Source organism: Faecalibacterium sp. DFI.5.82 (assembly GCF_029076575.1).
GTDB lineage: Bacteria > Bacillota > Clostridia > Oscillospirales > Ruminococcaceae > Faecalibacterium > Faecalibacterium duncaniae.
This window is the reverse complement of sequence record NZ_JARFIS010000005.1, coordinates 118752-134592: the sequence shown is the minus strand read 5'-3', so window position 1 is coordinate 134592 and position 15841 is coordinate 118752. Positions and strand designations below refer to the sequence as shown.

Annotated in this window: 14 protein-coding genes, 1 CRISPR repeat array and 1 riboswitch (1 of these 16 running past the window's edge); of the genes, 10 read left to right on the top strand and 4 right to left on the bottom strand. The window is 59.0% G+C overall.

Annotated features, from left to right (window positions below; genetic code table 11):
• Nucleotides 1-1048: a CRISPR direct-repeat array (repeat unit 28 nt; unit sequence CTTTTCCCCGCCTACGCGGGGGTGATCC) (it extends 78 nt beyond the left edge of the window).
• 70 nt (nt 1049-1118) lie between these two features.
• From P0G09_RS08480 to P0G09_RS08460, 5 genes are all read left to right on the top strand, one after another.
• Entirely contained in the window at nt 1119-2141 is a 1023-nt protein-coding gene (locus P0G09_RS08480; RefSeq protein WP_275252436.1) for an aminotransferase class I/II-fold pyridoxal phosphate-dependent enzyme, read from the top strand.
• A 126-nt stretch (nt 2142-2267) separates the two neighbouring features.
• Nucleotides 2268-2783 (top strand): PTS glucose transporter subunit IIA, encoded by a 516-nt coding sequence (locus P0G09_RS08475; protein WP_035393390.1) that lies wholly within the window; start codon nt 2268-2270, stop codon nt 2781-2783.
• 172 nt (nt 2784-2955) lie between these two features.
• Nucleotides 2956-4302, top strand: a complete 1347-nt coding sequence (locus P0G09_RS08470; protein ID WP_156062040.1) for a dicarboxylate/amino acid:cation symporter — start codon at nt 2956-2958, stop codon at nt 4300-4302.
• 186 nt (nt 4303-4488) lie between these two features.
• Nucleotides 4489-5832 (top strand): MATE family efflux transporter, encoded by a 1344-nt coding sequence (locus P0G09_RS08465; protein WP_275252435.1) that lies wholly within the window; start codon nt 4489-4491, stop codon nt 5830-5832.
• Between the two features lie 28 nt (nt 5833-5860).
• Entirely contained in the window at nt 5861-6361 is a 501-nt protein-coding gene (locus P0G09_RS08460; RefSeq protein ID WP_275252433.1) for a hypothetical protein, read from the top strand.
• Nucleotides 6362-6566: 205 nt separating this feature from the next.
• Here P0G09_RS08460 and P0G09_RS08455 read toward each other — a convergent pair whose 3' ends face one another.
• From P0G09_RS08455 to P0G09_RS08440, 4 genes are all read right to left on the bottom strand, one after another.
• Complete coding sequence (locus P0G09_RS08455; RefSeq protein ID WP_156058891.1) at nt 6567-7607, bottom strand: YeiH family protein; 1041 nt, start codon at nt 7605-7607, stop codon at nt 6567-6569.
• A 95-nt stretch (nt 7608-7702) separates the two neighbouring features.
• The gene (locus P0G09_RS08450; RefSeq protein WP_275252432.1) at nt 7703-8497 is read right to left on the bottom strand and encodes a TPM domain-containing protein; all 795 of its coding nucleotides are present in this window, start codon (nt 8495-8497) and stop codon (nt 7703-7705) included.
• Between the two features lie 12 nt (nt 8498-8509).
• The gene (locus tag P0G09_RS08445; RefSeq protein WP_207697521.1) at nt 8510-9610 is read right to left on the bottom strand and encodes a Trm112 family protein; all 1101 of its coding nucleotides are present in this window, start codon (nt 9608-9610) and stop codon (nt 8510-8512) included.
• 14 nt (nt 9611-9624) lie between these two features.
• Nucleotides 9625-10914, bottom strand: a complete 1290-nt coding sequence (locus P0G09_RS08440; protein WP_227612667.1) for an SPFH domain-containing protein — start codon at nt 10912-10914, stop codon at nt 9625-9627.
• A 181-nt stretch (nt 10915-11095) separates the two neighbouring features.
• A riboswitch (TPP riboswitch) is annotated at nt 11096-11202 on the top strand.
• Between the two features lie 182 nt (nt 11203-11384).
• Here P0G09_RS08440 and thiW point away from each other — a divergent pair.
• The 5 genes from thiW to P0G09_RS08415 all read left to right on the top strand — a co-directional run bounded on the left by thiW (nt 11385) and on the right by P0G09_RS08415 (nt 15821).
• Nucleotides 11385-11900: an energy coupling factor transporter S component ThiW gene (thiW, locus tag P0G09_RS08435; protein WP_227622611.1), complete on the top strand. Its 516-nt coding sequence runs from the start codon at nt 11385-11387 to the stop codon at nt 11898-11900.
• Between the two features lie 12 nt (nt 11901-11912).
• Nucleotides 11913-12734, top strand: a complete 822-nt coding sequence (gene thiM / locus P0G09_RS08430; protein WP_156070417.1) for a hydroxyethylthiazole kinase — start codon at nt 11913-11915, stop codon at nt 12732-12734.
• On the top strand, nt 12721-13353 hold the full coding sequence (gene thiE / locus P0G09_RS08425; RefSeq protein WP_005930122.1) for a thiamine phosphate synthase: 633 nt from the start codon (nt 12721-12723) through the stop codon (nt 13351-13353). Before thiM ends, thiE begins: the two co-directional genes overlap by 14 nt.
• 157 nt (nt 13354-13510) lie before the next feature.
• Nucleotides 13511-14821, top strand: a complete 1311-nt coding sequence (gene thiC / locus P0G09_RS08420; RefSeq protein WP_005930119.1) for a phosphomethylpyrimidine synthase ThiC — start codon at nt 13511-13513, stop codon at nt 14819-14821.
• Nucleotides 14822-14999: 178 nt separating this feature from the next.
• Entirely contained in the window at nt 15000-15821 is an 822-nt protein-coding gene (locus P0G09_RS08415; protein ID WP_097770189.1) for a Cof-type HAD-IIB family hydrolase, read from the top strand.
• Nucleotides 15822-15841: the final 20 nt, after the last annotated feature.

Here is a 15841-nt window from a genome sequence, read left to right as displayed (position 1 = left end):
GGGGGTGATCCCTACATATCACCTACCAAGGGGGCAATCTCTTTCTTTTCCCCGCCTACGCGGGGGTGATCCTAGCGCTTGTTGACGCACAGCAGCAAGTGGAGACTTTTCCCCGCCTACGCGGGGGTGATCCTACATGACCCATCTGGGCCCGTGTGGCGTAGGTCTTTTCCCCGCCTACGCGGGGGTGATCCCTGCGAGTTTAACTCCGCACTTGCCTTTACCAACTTTTCCCCGCCTACGCGGGGGTGATCCTAGTCAGGACAGGCTTGCTCCCCAGTCTCGGCCCTTTTCCCCGCCTACGCGGGGGTGATCCCGGGCTTTCCTACGTTCCGCCGTATAATCTGCGCTTTTCCCCGCCTACGCGGGGGTGATCCTGCTGGGCCGGTGGCCCAGCTCACCGGCACGCACTTTTCCCCGCCTACGCGGGGGTGATCCCATGGACACCCTGCAAACAGTGCATGACGCTATCTTTTCCCCGCCTACGCGGGGGTGATCCCCTGTACATGGGAGAAGTGGAAAACCCTCACCACTTTTCCCCGCCTACGCGGGGGTGATCCCATCGTGCGCAAAGCAAGTTTTGACCCGGAGTTCTTTTCCCCGCCTACGCGGGGGTGATCCCCATTCCGACCCGATGATAACACGGCTTTATGCCTTTTCCCCGCCTACGCGGGGGTGATCCTCTAACTTTGGTTAGATTCTGCTCTGTATTTTGCTTTTCCCCGCCTACGCGGGGGTGATCCTTTTGTTCCTTGGTTTGTGAATGAGATACTTGACTTTTCCCCGCCTACGCGGGGGTGATCCCACACAAATCCGGTCAGAAATGAGGTGACACGCCTTTTCCCCGCCTACGCGGGGGTGATCCCGTTTTTTCGTCCTTTGCCATGATTGCGCACATCTTTTCCCCGCCTACGCGGGGGTGATCCCAAATCCGTGCTCCTCAAAGCTCTTTGTGAAGGCTTTTCCCCGCCTACGCGGGGGTGATCCCTTGACGTTTACCAATAAGGATATTGCACCAACCTTTTCCCCGCCTACGCGGGGGTTTCACATTGACAACCCTGCGCAAAAAGCAGATAATAGGTTTATCTTGAATGCAAATGCAGAGCGAGGGAAAGTATATGCTGTATTTTGAAAACGATTACTGCGAGGGTGCCCATCCGGCGATCTTACAGAAGCTGGTGGAGACCAACTTTGAAAAGGTCTCCGGCTACGGCACCGATCCCTATTGCGCCAGTGCGCGGGAGAAGATCCGCGCGGCGTGCGGCGCACCGGATGCCGATGTCTGGTTCATTTCGGGCGGCACCCAGAGCAACGCCATCGTCATTGCATCGATGCTGCGCCGCTGGGAGGGTGTGCTGGCCGCATCCACCGGCCATGTGGCCGCTCACGAGGCCGGTGCCATCGAGTTCACGGGCCACAAGGTCATCGGCCTGCCGCACACCAACGGCAAGCTGGATGCCGGGACGGTTGAGGACTGGTGCAGGACCTTCTATGCCGATGGCAATGTGGACCACCTCGTGTTCCCGGGCATGGTGTACATCTCCCACCCGTCGGAGTACGGCACCCTGTACACCAAGGCAGAGCTGGAAGCGCTGTCCGCTGTCTGCCATAAGTACCACATGCCGCTGTTTATGGACGGTGCCCGTCTGGGCTATGGTCTGGCCGCCGAGGACACCGATGTGACGCTGGCCGATGTGGCCCGCCTGACCGATGTGTTCTACATCGGCGGCACCAAAGTGGGTGCGCTCTGCGGCGAGGCAGTCGTATTCCCCCACGGCGCACCGGCTCACTTTATGACCATGGTCAAGCAGCAGGGCGCTCTGCTGGCAAAGGGCCGTCTGCTGGGCATCCAGTTCGATGTGCTGTTCACCGATGACCTGTACCAGACCATCAGCAAAAATGCCATTGAGACCGCCGCCGTGCTCAAGAAGGGACTGGCCGAAAAGGGCTATTCGTTCTTCATGGATTCGCCCACGAATCAGGTGTTCATCGTGTTGTCCAACGAGCAGCTGGCCGCGCTGGAAGGCAGGGCCAAGTTCGGCTTCTGGGAGAAGTACGATGATACCCACACCGTTGTCCGCATTGCCACCAGCTGGGCCACCCGGATGGAAGAGGTGGAGCAGCTGCTGGAGCTGATGTAAGGGCACACCTGCCAAACGGCGGAGCGTCTCTTTGTGCAGGATGCAGATTGTATTTCCCGCGCGGATATGCTATTCTTAACTGGATAAAGGTTGCACTTTGTGCACCGTGGAAGGATGGTTTATATTATGGGCTTTTTTGACAAGCTTTTTGGCGGCAAGGCCGCATCCGAGACGAAATTTTCCGGCCAGAAGATGACGGTCATGCTTCCCATTGACGGCAAGGTGATCCCGCTGGAGCAGCTGCCTGACGAGACCTTTGCCTCCGCGATCCTGGGCCCCGGCTGCGGCGTGGAGCCCACCGGCGACACCGTTTATGCTCCCTTTGACGGCACCGTTACGCAGGTGCCCGAAAGCCTGCACGCCGTTGGTATGATGAGCGATGACGGCATTGAGCTGCTGATCCATGTCGGCATGGACACGGTGGAGATGAAAGGACAGGGCTTTACCTCCCTGACCAAAGAAGGGGCCAAGGTCAAGGCCGGCACTCCGCTGCTGAAGGTGGATCTGGAAGCCATCCGCGCCGCAGGCCACCCCACTGCAACGGCCCTCATCGTGACCAATAGTGATGACCTGCCGGAGATCAGTGTTGTTGCAAACGGCGATGCTGCCGCTGGCACGCCGGTGTTCAAGTTCAAGAAATAAGTGAGCAGATCCCCCGGAGGCAGAGTGCTTTCGGGGGATTTTTGCGGAGAAAAGTCGTACTTATTTGCAAAAAATGCTGTATTTTGCGCGATTTTCTCTTGCATTGCAGGGGGAGTTGTGCTAGAGTAGGCAAAGTGTGAGCCAAAAACCGGTACTGTGAGAGGAAAAGTATATGGAAACAAAAAAGAAGCACGAATTATCCCTTGCAAAACGCATGGCGATCTCTCTGGTCTGCGGCCTGGTGGCCGGTCTGGCCTTTATGTTCCTGCGGGAGCATCTGAACGCCAGCGGTCAGGCACAGACCTGGACCACCATCAATAACCTGCTGTTCCAGGATATCACCGCCGAGGGCGCTGAGCGTGCCTTTGGCATCTTCTACATCATCGGCCAGCTCTTCATCAAGGCGCTGCAGCTGGTGATCATCCCCATGGTCTTTACCTCCATTTCGCTGGCCATCGGCAGCATTGCAGACACCCGCACCATGGGCCGCATTTCCGCAAAGACCCTGTTCTGGTTCCTGCTGTGCTCCTTCCTGGCGCTGCTGCTGGCAGGCTGTGTGGGCTACGGCACCTACTCCATGGGCCTGTTCAACACCCGCATCGAGGGTCTGGCAGAGGCCAGCGGTTCCACCGGTTCCAACCCCCTGAACGTGGTGCTGAACATCATCCCCTCCAACATCATCACTGCCTTTGGCAGCAATGGCGCTGTGCTTTCCAGCGTGTTCCTGGCAGTGGCCATCGGCCTGAGCATGAACACCCTGGGCGAGAGCCGCACCGCGACCCTGCGCCGCCTGCTGGGCGAGGTCAACGATGTGGTGGTCGTGTTCCTGAACTTCATCGTCAGCAACTTTGCCCCCTTTGCAGTCTTTGTGCTGCTGACCCGTACCTTCGCCATCTACGGCATCGATTACCTGAAGCCCGCGCTGGTCTATGTGGTGGTCACGGTGGTCCTGCTGCTGGCCTTTCTGATCATTGCCTACCCGCTGGTCATTGCACTGGGTGCCAAGCTGGACCCTTTCACCTTCATCCGCAAGATCGCCAACGTGGCAGTGTTTGGCTTCTCCACCTCCTCCAGCGCCGCCACCCTGCCCCTGAACATCAAGGTGTGCGAGGAAGAGTTCGGCGTGGATGAGAGCATCGCTTCCTTCGTCCTGCCGCTGGGCATGACCATCAACATGGACGGCACCGCCATCATGCAGGTCATTGCCACCGTGTTCATTGCAGGCTGTGCCGGTTATACCGTCACCCCCGGCCAGCTGGTCGTGGTCGCCCTGCTGGCCCTGCTGGCATCTGTGGGCACCCCCGCCGCTCCCGGCGCTGGGGCTGTCATCCTGTTTACCATCTTGTCCGGCATGGGCTTCGTCAACGACGGCGCTCTGCTGGCCTACTCCCTGATCCTGGCTATCAACCGCCCCATCGAGATGCTGGTCACCTCCCTGAACGTGGTGGGTGATGCAGTTGCCAGCATCTGCGTTGCCAAGAGCGAGGGCCTGCTGAACGAGGAGACCTTCAATAAGTAACAATACGCCGTAACGGCGCAGCAAAAACTCCCATGCACAGCATCTTCCGATGTGAGCATGGGAGTTTTTTGTGTGGTAGTATTTGTGGGGAGAGTGTGGTATACTCGGCTCAGTTCAACAACTCGGAGATTGTGAAGGAAAATGAAGCGGATACCACGATACAAGATACCATGGAGGAATATGAGAATGTCGAAAGATGAGTATTTGATAACCGATGCGCCCCTCAAAGCGTTGACGGTTTTTGCAATGCCGATGATTCTTGGGAGTTTTTTTCAGCAAATATACAATATGGCCGACTCCATTATTGTCGGCCAGTTTGTTGGTTCTTCTGCACTTGCAGCTGTCGGTGCCTGTGCAGCATTGACCAATGTGTTCATTTGTGTGGCACTGGGAGCCGGCGTAGGTGCCGGTGTGCTGGTGAGCCGCTATTTCGGTGCCAAAGAATATGGCAAAATGAAAACAATCGTGTCAACCTCCTTGATTAGCTTTTTGATTCTGAGCATTGTCCTTGGCGTTTTTGGCTTATGCTTTTCCCTCCCGATGATGCGGGGCTTGCAAACCCCTCCCGACATTCTGGATGAGGCGGTGCTGTATCTGCGGGTCTATTTTGCGGGCTTTCCGTTCTTGTTTATGTATAACATTCTCTCCAACATGTTCACCTCCATCGGTGAATCAAGAATTCCCTTGGCACTCCTGATTTTTTCTTCTGTCCTGAATATTCTTATGGACCTTTGGATGGTTGCTGGGCTTGGTCTGGGCGTGTTCGGTGCCGCTCTTGCAACCTTGATTGCCCAAGGCATTTCCGCCGTATTTTCCCTTCTGATTTTTCTTCATCGGATGCGGCGATACGAGAGCCCATTTCAACGATTTGACTGGCGGGAGCTGCAATCCATGCTGCAAATTGCCGTGCCGTCGATTCTTCAGCAGTCTACGGTGTCCATCGGTATGCTGATTGTGCAGGCAGTTGTAAATCCATTCGGCACACAGGCGCTGGCAGGCTATTCGGCGACGATGCGAGTAGAGAATGTGTTCTCTTTGATTTTTGTCTCCATCGGCAATGCGGTTTCGCCGTTTGTTTCCCAAAACCTTGGCGCAGGCAAGCCTCAACGCATCAAAAAAGGGTACCACGCTGCACTGGTGCTGGATCTGTGCTTTGCAGCCATTGCGTTTGTGGTCATTGAAGCGCTGCACACGCAGATTTCCTCGCTGTTCTTGGGAAAAGACGGAACGGCGTTGGCCTATCAGGTGTCTGGTGATTATATGAGATGGCTTGGTTACTTTTTCATCTTCATGGGTATCAAGATGGCAACCGATGGAGTCCTTCGCGGTCTCGGAATTATGCGTCCGTTCCTCGTTGCAAACATGGTGAACCTTGCGATTCGTCTGTCCGTTGCCCTGATCTGTGCACCGCGTTTCGGCATTGCCTTTGTCTGGCTTGCTGTACCAGCTGGTTGGCTTGCGAACTTCTTAATCTCCTATGGGGCTCTCAGGAGATCATGGCCGACTGATAAAATGGCATCAACCAGATAACTTCGCGTTTGTGGAGCGAAGCAGAACAATGAAAGCCCCAGTGGGGCTTTTAAGCGACAGAACGGTCTTGCGTAGCAAGATGGAGGGGCTTTGCCCCGACAAGTTCCAGTTTGCCGTACTCGGTTCCAGCAGGTTTTGGGGCAGACGCTCTCCAACAAGAGCACTATCGAAGTCCAACAAATGTCCGAACGCTGGCCCCGAACAGCAACGACCAAAGGCAGGGTATCATCATGGCGATGGCATCCTGCCTTTTGTGCTATATCCGCCTGTTCTTTCATGGGAGAGTGTGGTATACTCGTCTTGGTTCAATAAACTGGAATTTGAAAGGAGAAAACTCATGTATCCGTTAATATCTGTTTTTATTATAGTAGTTGGTGCGCTACTATTGGTTTTTGCAAATAAAATTATAAAAAATAACAAGGTTAATCGAATTGGCATTAAAGTGGTTGGCGGTATTCTAATTATAGTTGGTTTACTTCTGCTGTATTTTTTATTATCAGGAAAATTGACATTGCCATTATCTAAGTAAGTGAAATTCGCGTTTGCGAAGCAATGAAAGCCCAGTGGGGCTTTTAAGTGACCGAACGGTCTGCGAGAGCAGATGGAGGGGCCTCGCCCCGACAAGTTCGCGTTTGTGGAGCAAAGCGGAACAATAAAAGAGCAGTGCTTCCGGTGGGTGAACCCATTGGAGAGCACTGCTCTTTCTTTGTGGGGAAATTCAGCTGGCAGGAGCGTTACAGCGTGCCGTAGGGTGCAATGCCGATCATGTACTCAACGCCAATGGCGACCAGAACGACCAATGTGGAGATGATGAAGCCGTGCAGCATGGGCTTTGCGCCGGAACGGCAGAGCGATTTAAAGTTCGTGTTCAGACCAATGGCCGCCAGAGCCGCGACCATCAGAAACTTGCTGATGGTCTTCAGGCCGGAAACCAGCCCGGCGGGCAGAAGGCCCAGACTGGTCAGCAGGGACATGGCAAGGAACGCAAGGATGAACCAGGGGAAAATGGAACGGATGCGCACCTTGACACCGTTGGCCTGAGCACTCTCTTTCTTTTTCAGGTGCAGGTTGATGGCGGCAAAGACCAGAACAGCCGGAATGATCGCCAGCGTGCGGGTCAGCTTGACCATCGTTGCAAAGTCGCCGGCTGCTTCACTGAAAGCGTAACCGGTGGCTACAACGCTGGAGGTATCGTTGACCGCCGTACCGGCCCAGAGACCGAATGCGGCATCGGAAAGCCCAAGCCACCGGCCAAGGAGCGGGAACACAACGATCATCACCGTATCGAACAGGAAGGTGGCGGACATACCGTAGGCGATGTCCATGTCATCGGCCTCGATCACCGGTGCAATGGCGGCAATGGCAGAGCCGCCGCAGATGCCGGTTCCGGCGTTGATCAGGCTGCTGGTTTTCCAGTTGAGCCCGAGCGCTTTGCCGATCAGCGCGCCCAGTCCAAAGCAGGTGGCCAGGGTGAAGAGCATGACCGTCAGCGAAAAACGGCCCACGGTCAGCACGGTGCGGATGTTCAGGCTGGCACCCAGAAGGACGATGGCGAATTTCAGGACCTTCTTAGAGGTGAATTTGATGCCCGGCGCGGTTGTTTTGTTGGGCTGGAAAAACGCATTGATGGCCATGCCGATAAACAGGGCGATGACCGATGCGCCAATGAGGTGGAGCCCGGCGCTGCTTTCCAGCGTTTCCAGCCACTTGGCGATGCAGGCGATGCCCAGTGCCAGCGCGGCTCCGGGGATCAGGGCGGTGATCTTCTTTGACATTCGTTGGGTTTCCTTTCTTTTGCATGTTACGCGGAAATAAAAACAAGCGAAAACCACCGGCAGAACCGGTGGTTTATTGCTGGAAAAAAGGGCGCTCAGAACGAGCCGCCGGAGGAGCCGCCAAAGCCGTCGCTGTCCACGGAGGAGCCGCCGGAGCTGCTGCTCTCCTCGTGGGGCGGGTCGTAGACCTGCACACGGTCGGTGTGGGTGTAGTTGTCCATCTGCACCCGCAGCTTTAAGCCTGCGCCGATGTAATCGTTGGCCTCGGTCTTGAGCCGGGCTGTTTTCATCTGGCTGTACAGCACGCCGCAGACGATACCGGCAATGATCATGGGCACGCCGATGACGATGAGGAGCAGGATGGGCCAGCCGCTGGTATCGTTGTCAACATCCAGCGGTTCGCCGTGCTCAGCGTAGAAATCCAGCGTGTCGGCGCACATGGAGAGGTACTCGGAGGCGGCCTCGGTCCAGTCGTCGTCCGAGAGATAGGGAACAACGGCATCTTCGATCTGCTCGATGCGGTAATCGGTAAAGGCTGTCACGCCGCCGCCGTAGGTGATGGTGACATACTTGCGGGAGCCGACTGCCAGCAGGAAGAGGATGCCGCTCTGTTCAGAGCCGCTGCCCAGACCGTTGGCAAGGTAGTAATCTTTGGCGTACTGGCGCTGGTCGGCATCGCCGATGCTGTCCACCACGAGAAAATATACGTCGCAGTCGTGGCCGTTGCTGGCGGCTTCGGCGGAAGCTTCCAGCTCGCTGTAAGTATCCGCATCGAACAGGCCCATCTCGTCCCGCACCAGCGGCGCGGCGGCAAAGGCGGGGATGCTCAGGCAGAGCGCCAGCACCAGAGCGGCCAGCAGGGCGGCAAAGCGTTTTGCAGTGTGTTTCATTCTGCCACCCCCTTATAACAACAGCAGGAACGCCAGCACTGCCATCAGGGGCAGGCTGATGCCCGCAAACCACGCGGCCACCCGGCTCTTGTCCACCGGCAGGTCACCGATGAGCCGCCCGGTCTGCCCGTTCATGGCGAACAGGAAGTCCTTGTCCTTCCACCGGGTGTGGAGCATCCAGACCGGCAGCAGGGCGTAGTGGGCGTGGGTCATATCCACGTTGATGTTCTCGGAAATGGGGTGGATCTCGCTGTATCCGCCGGTGGTGGCGTGGAGCGCATCGGCCGTGGAGTTGTACATCCGGCGGTAGGCGCGCTCGGCACAGGCATCGGCATCCTCGTCATACCGGTCGGCCAGATAGCCGGGCAGGTAGGCAGTGGAGAAGGGCTTCAGGTCGCCGTAATCAAAGGGCTCAATGGCATCCATGTGGGTGTTGGGCATCTTGCTGGAGCCATCCACCGGCACCTTGGCAAAGGCGGCCGAGCCCTCGCGGCGCACATCGTAGTGCTGGGTGGTGGTCACCATGTAATCGCCCTCGCGGTGGCTCTCGGAGTTCTGGCCCTCGTACCGGCCGCGCGCGTCGGCCTTGGCATCGTAGAGCCAGAAGGGGACATATACGCCCTGGATCTCCGCGATGTGGTTCTGGCTCTTGAACGCCTTGGGCAGGAAAGCCTTGCCCTTGTAATATCTGGTCAGCTGGGCAATGGCGGTCTTTTTGTCCAGCTTGAAGGGCAGGATGTATTCCGGCTTCAGCTTGCCGGAGAGCTTGCCGCCCAGCACCGTGGGGTTGCCGCAGTAGGGGCAGGTGGTGGCGGCGGTGGTCTCGTCACAGACCAGCTCGGCTCCGCAGGTGGGGCAGGAGTAGCTGTTCAGGCCCTCCGCCTCGGCCTCGCTCCACACCGGACTGTCCTGCCGGGGCAGGCGGGCGGCTTTTTTGGCATCGCCCTCGGCGGCAGTGTCGGCAGCGGCCTGCTTTTTGGCGTAGCGGGCCTCGATGTCCTTTACGTCGTAGGCCGAGCCGCAGTAATCGCAGACCAGCTTGCCGCTGGCACCATCGTAGTGCAGGGGGCCGGTGCAGGCCGGGCACTGATAATTCGTTGTCTTTTCAGCCATGCGTCAGACCCCTCTCAGGCCCCAAAGGGCTTGCCGCACTCGGGGCAGAACTTGGGCGGGTTGGCCGGGTCGGCAGGCACAAAACCGCAGTTGGCGCACTTGGCGGCGGGCCGGGGTCTGCCGCACTCCGAGCAGAATTTGCCGCTGTTCTTTGCACCGCAGCTGCACACCCAGACAGCCGGGGCTTCGGGCCGGGGCTTGCCGCATTCGGCACAGAACTTGCCCGTGTTGCCGGTGTGGCCGCAGCTGCAGGTCCAGCCAGCGGCCGGTGCGGCCTGAGGCTGCGCGGCGGTCTGCTGGCCGCCCATCTGGTAGAGATCCCGGGCGTTGACACCGCCCGCTGCAGCGGCCTGGTTCATCCCCATAAAGGCCATGGCGGGACCGGCGGCGGTGTTGGAGGCGGCAGCCTGCATGGCGGAGGCCTGTGCGCCCACCAGATGCGCGGCGGCGCGGGTGGGGTCCATAAAGGCCGCACTGCGCTGCAGCTCCTTGATCATCTGCTCGTCCTCTTCGCTGGCCTTGACACCGGAAACGCCCAGAGAGACGATCTCGATGCCGCGCAGCCTGCTCCACTTGGCGCTCAGCTCCTGATTCAGGGCCTCGGCCAGCTCGGCGGTGTGGCCGGGCAGGGCGGAGTAGCGGATGCCCTGCTCGCTGATCCGGGCAAAGGCGGGCTGCAGGGCGGTCATCAGCTCGGTCTTGAGCTGGCTGTCCAGCGCGTCGCGGGTGTAGGCGTTTTCCACATTGCCGCAGACATTGGTGTAAAACAGGATGGGGTTGACCACCCGGTAGCTGTATTCGCCGAAGCACCGGATGCCGATGTCAATGTCGATGCCGGCGCGCTGGTCCACCACCCGGAAAGGCACCGGGTTGGGGGTGCCGTACTTGTTGCCGGTGAGCTCCCGGGTATTGATATAGTAGATGCGCTGGTCGGAACCGGCCTGCCCGCCAAAGCTGAACCGCTTGCCCAGCTCGGCAAACACGCTGTCGATGTTCTTCAGCCCGCCGCTGAGCAGGGAGGGCTGGGTGCCGGTGCTGTAGGTGTACTCGCCGGGCTCAGCGCAGAGGTCCACCACCTTGCCCTGCTCCACGATCAGCACGCACTGGCCGTCGGCCACGGCGATCACAGAGCCGTCCGAGATGACGTTTTCGCTGCCGTGCCGGTTGGCAGAGCGGCCATTGGTCCGCTTCTGGCCCTTGACGGCCAGCACCTCCGCAGGCAGAGCATCACAATAAAAATATTCCTTCCACTGGTCGCCCATCACGCCGGATGCCGCGCCCATGGCTGCTTTGATGAGACCCATAACTTCAATCTCCTTTTGTGCCGGGCAGTGCCCCAAAGCGGGGAATGGCTCCCCCGGGCGCTGCGAAATTTGGGACAAGTATAACATAATCCGGGAAATTGTAAAAGCGATTTGGCAAAAAGGCGAAAGAAAAACTTGTTCTTGCTTTTTTGCCCCGGCGGGTGTACAATACCCTACGAAAAACAAAACACAGGGGAGCTCGTGAGGCGGGCTGAGAGGAAGTAACCAAACTTCGACCCTTGACCTGATGCGGATAATGCCGCCGTAGGAAGTCATAGGAAAATGATTTTTTGCAGGAGGCACCGCTGTGGTGTCTCCTGTTTTTTTTGTTGCCGCAAGCCGCCGCAACGGGCGGCTCCGGGCTGAGGGGGAGCGCCCTGAGCCTTGAAATAACTGCGATGGGAAGCCGTGTTCCGGCGTGAGAGGAGGCCAGCAAGCCTCGACCGCTTTTTGAGAAAGAGGAGTTTCCAATGAAAAAATTCTCTGTGAAAAAGCTGGCTCTCGCTGGAATGTTCTGCGCCCTGTGCGTGGTGGGCAGTGTGTTCAGCTTCCCGATGTTCGGCAGCAAGTGCGCCCCCGTGCAGCACATGGTCAATGTGCTCTGCGCCGTGCTGCTGGGCCCCTGGTGGGGCGTGGGCGTGGCCTTTGTGGCCTCGCTGCTCCGCAATATCCTGGGTCTGGGCAGCCTGATGGCCTTCCCGGGCAGCATGTTCGGTGCCCTGCTCTGCGGCCTGGTCTACGCAAAGACCAAAAACCTGATCGCCACCCTGGTGGGCGAGGTGTTCGGCACCAGCATTCTGGGCGGCCTGTGCGCTTACCCGGTGGCCATCTGCCTGATGGGCAAGAGCGCCGGTGACATCGCGTTCTATGCCTACATCGTGCCCTTCCTCATCTCCACCGCTGTGGGTGCGGTCATTGCGGGCGTGCTGGTGTACAGCCTGCAGCACTCCGGTGCCCTGCGTTCCATGCAGAGCCGCCTTTCCTGACGGGGGTGCGTCATGTTTGCAGAGCAGTTTGCCAATGTCCGCACCAAAAGCCCCCTTATCCATAATATCACCAACTACGTCACCGTGAACGACTGCGCCAACATGGTGCTGGCCTGCGGTGCTTCGCCCATTATGGCCGACGATGCCGCCGAGGTGGAGGATATCACCACCATCTGCGGCGGGCTGAACATCAACATCGGCACCCTGAACAGCCGCACCATTGAATCCATGCTCAAGGCAGGCAAAAAGGCCAATGCACTGGGCCACCCCGTGGTGCTGGACCCTGTGGGCGCGGGCGCTTCTGCCCTGCGCACCGAGACGGCCTACCGCCTGCTGGACGAGGTGCGGTTCACGGTCATCCGGGGCAATATCTCCGAGGTAAAGACGCTGGCTTCCGGCGCGGGCACCACCAAGGGCGTGGATGCCGATGTGGCCGACAGGGTCACCGAGGAAAATCTGGACGGCGCGGTGGCCTTTGCCAAGGCATTTGCCGCAAAGACCGGTGCTGTTGTGGCCATCACCGGTGCCATTGACATCGTGGCCGATGGGGCAAAAGCCTACTGCATCCGCAACGGCCACCCAATGATGAGCGCCATCACCGGCACGGGCTGCCAGCTCTCCGCCCTGACGGCGGCCTTTATCACTGCCAACCCCAGCCAGCCGCTGGAGGCTGCGGCTGCCGCCGTCTGCGCCATGGGCCTTGCGGGCGAGATCGCCCATGCACGGCTGACCCCGCTGGACGGCAACGCTACCTACCGCAATTACATCATTGATGCCATTTACAATATGACTCCGGCTCAGCTGGAAGAGGGTGCCAAGTATGAAGTGCGCTGAAGAATATATGCGGCTCTACGCCGTCACCGACCGTGCCTGGGTGGGCGGTCAGACCCTCTATCAGCAGGTGGAGAGCGCCCTGAAGGGCGGTGTGACCTGTGTTCAGCTGCGGGAAAAGGAGCTGGACGAGGAAGCCTTCCTGAAGGAGGCGTTTGAGCTCCACGACCTGTGCAAAAAATACAATGTGCCCTTTTTTATCAACGATAACGTGGACATTGCCATCCGCTGCCACGCCGAGGGCATCCATGTGGGGCAGGAAGATATGGCCGCTGCTCAGGTGCGCCAGCGCGTGGGCGATGAGATGATGATCGGCGTATCCGTCCACAGCGTGGAGGAGGCCCTGGAGGCCGTCCGGCACGGTGCCGACTGTCTGGGCGTGGGTGCAGCCTTCTCTACCCACACCAAGGCAGACGTGGACGTTCTGCCCGAGGGCATGATGAAAGCCATCTGCGATGCCGTGGACATCCCCGTTGTGGCCATCGGCGGCATCCACAAGGAGAACCTGCTCCGGCTCAAGGGCACCGGTGTGAACGGTGTGGCCCTTGTCAGCGCGATCTTCGGCGCGGAGGACATCGAGGCCGAGTGCAGGGAGCTGAAGGCACTGGCGGAGCAGCTGTAAGGCGGCTCGCCCTCTCAGTCATCGCTGGCGCGATGCCAGCTCCCCCAAAGGGGGAGCCAATTGCGCACAGAGGAAAGGCTGCGCAAAAACTTATTTCCGGTACGTTCAGCGCGCAAAGCGCTGTTCAAGATAAAAGAAACATTTGGAGGAAAGTACCATGCAGAACTACACCACACAGATGGACGCTGCCCGCAAGGGCATCGTCACGCCGGAAATGGAGATCGTGGCCAAAAAGGAATACCGCACCACGGAGGAGATCCGTCAGCTGGTGGCTGAGGGCAAGGTGGCCATTCCCGCCAACAAGCACCACACCTGCCTGAACCCCGAGGGCATCGGCTCCATGCTGCGCACCAAGATCAACGTGAACCTGGGCGTTTCCCGCGACTGCAAGGATTACAACGTGGAGATGGAAAAGGTGATGAGCGCCGTCAATATGGGCGCGGAAGCCATCATGGATCTGTCCAGCCACGGCAACACCCAGCCCTTCCGCCAGAAGCTGACCCACGAGTGCCCCGTGATGATCGGCACTGTGCCCGTGTACGATTCCGTCATCCACTATCAGCGCGACCTTGCCACCCTGACCGCGCAGGACTTCATCGACGTGGTGCGTCTGCACGCTGAGGACGGCGTGGACTTTGTCACCCTGCACTGCGGCATCACCCGCAAGACCATCGACCAGATCCGCACCCACAAGCGGAAGATGAACATCGTCAGCCGCGGCGGCTCTCTGGTGTTTGCCTGGATGAGCATGACCGGCAACGAGAACCCCTTCTACGAGCACTTTGACGAGATCTGTGAGATCTGCGCCGAGCACGACGTGACCATCTCGCTGGGCGATGCCTGCCGCCCCGGCTGCCTGGCCGATGCCACCGATGTCTGCCAGATCGAAGAGCTGGTGCGTCTGGGCGAGCTGACCAAGCGCGCCTGGGCACACAACGTGCAGGTCATGGTGGAGGGCCCGGGCCATGTGCCCCTGAATCAGGTGGCCGCCAACATGGAGGTGCAGAAGAGCATCTGCATGGGCGCTCCCTTCTATGTGCTGGGACCCCTCGTCACCGACATTGCCCCCGGCTATGACCACATCACGGCTGCCATCGGCGGTGCCGTTGCCGCCATGAGCGGTGCAGCCTTCCTGTGCTATGTCACCCCCGCCGAGCATCTGGCTCTGCCCAACGTGGACGATGTGAAGCAGGGCATCGTGGCCTCCAAGATCGCCGCCCATGCGGCTGATATCGCCAAGGGCATCCCCCATGCCCGGGATATCGACGACAAGATGGGCGATGCCCGCCGCGTGCTGGACTGGGATGCCCAGTTCGCCTGCGCTCTCGACCCCGAGACCGCCAAGGCCATCCGGGATGCCCGCCTGCCCGAGGATGACCACAGCGACACCTGCTCCATGTGCGGCAAGTTCTGCGCCGTCCGCAGCATGAACAAGGCACTGGCCGGGGAATACATCGACATCCTGTAACACCGCGTTTTCTTCCTTCTCAGCCGTCCGGTTTTGCTCGCCGGGCGGCTTTTTTGCTTGTCTCTGGGCGGGGAACAGGTTTCCTGCTTTACAGAAAAGGGAAAGCATTGTAAAATAGATGGGTAAGTAATAAAATATCCGGCGGGAAGCCCCTGCCTGAGAACGAGGAATAAAAATCATGGCAAGATCGAATATCCGGGTGCTGGCTCTGGACTTGGACGGTACCCTGACCAATGATGAAAAGATCGTTACCCCCCGCACCCGCGCGGCGCTGGATGCCGCCGCCGCACAGGGCGTGACCATCGTGCTGGCCTCCGGCCGCCCCACAGCGGGCATTCTGCCGCTGGCAAAGGAGCTGGGGCTGGACAAAAAGGGCGGCTGTGTGCTGGCCTACAACGGCGGCAAGATCGTGGACTGCGTGACCGGCGAGGCCCTGTATCAGGTGCAGCTGGGAGCGGAGTTCGTTCCGGAGCTCTGCGAATTTGCAGCCCGGCAGGATGTGGCCATCCTGACCTATAACAGCGAGGGCATCGTGTGTGAGCGGGATCAGGACGTGTGGGCAAACAAGGAGTGCTTTACCACAAAGCTGCCGATGATCCATGTGGATGATCTGGCCTCCTATGTGGACTATCCGATCTGCAAAATGCTCATCACCCTTGACCCTGCCCGGCGGGATGCTGTCTGTGCCGCCGGAAAGGAGCAGTTTGCGGGCCGTATCGACCTGTACCCCTCCAGCCCCTTCTTCATCGAGGCCGTGCCGCTGGGCGTGGCAAAGGACAGGAGCCTTGCCGCCCTGCTGGAGCGGATGGGCCTGACCCGGGAGAACCTGATGGCCTGCGGCGACGGCCTGAACGACCGCTCCATGATCTCCTATGCCGGGGTGGGCGTTGCCATGCAGAATGCCGAGGATGCCGTCAAGGCTGTGGCCGATTACGTCACCGCCGCCGACAACAACCACGACGGCGTGGCGGAAGCTATCGAGAAGTTTATTCTGAACTAATAAATGAAAGAAAATGCAGT

Excerpts from the sequence above, each read along its gene's own strand:
- P0G09_RS08460 (WP_275252433.1), top strand. The coding sequence starts at position 5,861 with ATGAAAGCCCCAGTGGGGCTTTTAAGCGACAGAACGGTCTTGCGTAGC.
- P0G09_RS08440 (WP_227612667.1), bottom strand. The coding sequence starts at position 10,914 with ATGGGTCTCATCAAAGCAGCCATGGGCGCGGCATCCGGCGTGATGGGC.
- thiC (WP_005930119.1), top strand. The coding sequence starts at position 13,511 with ATGCAGAACTACACCACACAGATGGACGCTGCCCGCAAGGGCATCGTC.
- P0G09_RS08445 (WP_207697521.1), bottom strand. The coding sequence starts at position 9,610 with ATGGCTGAAAAGACAACGAATTATCAGTGCCCGGCCTGCACCGGCCCC.
- P0G09_RS08450 (WP_275252432.1), bottom strand. The coding sequence starts at position 8,497 with ATGAAACACACTGCAAAACGCTTTGCCGCCCTGCTGGCCGCTCTGGTG.
- P0G09_RS08465 (WP_275252435.1), top strand. The coding sequence starts at position 4,489 with ATGTCGAAAGATGAGTATTTGATAACCGATGCGCCCCTCAAAGCGTTG.
- P0G09_RS08480 (WP_275252436.1), top strand. The coding sequence starts at position 1,119 with ATGCTGTATTTTGAAAACGATTACTGCGAGGGTGCCCATCCGGCGATC.
- thiM (WP_156070417.1), top strand. The coding sequence starts at position 11,913 with ATGTTTGCAGAGCAGTTTGCCAATGTCCGCACCAAAAGCCCCCTTATC.
- P0G09_RS08475 (WP_035393390.1), top strand. The coding sequence starts at position 2,268 with ATGGGCTTTTTTGACAAGCTTTTTGGCGGCAAGGCCGCATCCGAGACG.
- thiE (WP_005930122.1), top strand. The coding sequence starts at position 12,721 with ATGAAGTGCGCTGAAGAATATATGCGGCTCTACGCCGTCACCGACCGT.
- P0G09_RS08470 (WP_156062040.1), top strand. The coding sequence starts at position 2,956 with ATGGAAACAAAAAAGAAGCACGAATTATCCCTTGCAAAACGCATGGCG.
- thiW (WP_227622611.1), top strand. The coding sequence starts at position 11,385 with ATGAAAAAATTCTCTGTGAAAAAGCTGGCTCTCGCTGGAATGTTCTGC.
- P0G09_RS08455 (WP_156058891.1), bottom strand. The coding sequence starts at position 7,607 with ATGTCAAAGAAGATCACCGCCCTGATCCCCGGAGCCGCGCTGGCACTG.
- P0G09_RS08415 (WP_097770189.1), top strand. The coding sequence starts at position 15,000 with ATGGCAAGATCGAATATCCGGGTGCTGGCTCTGGACTTGGACGGTACC.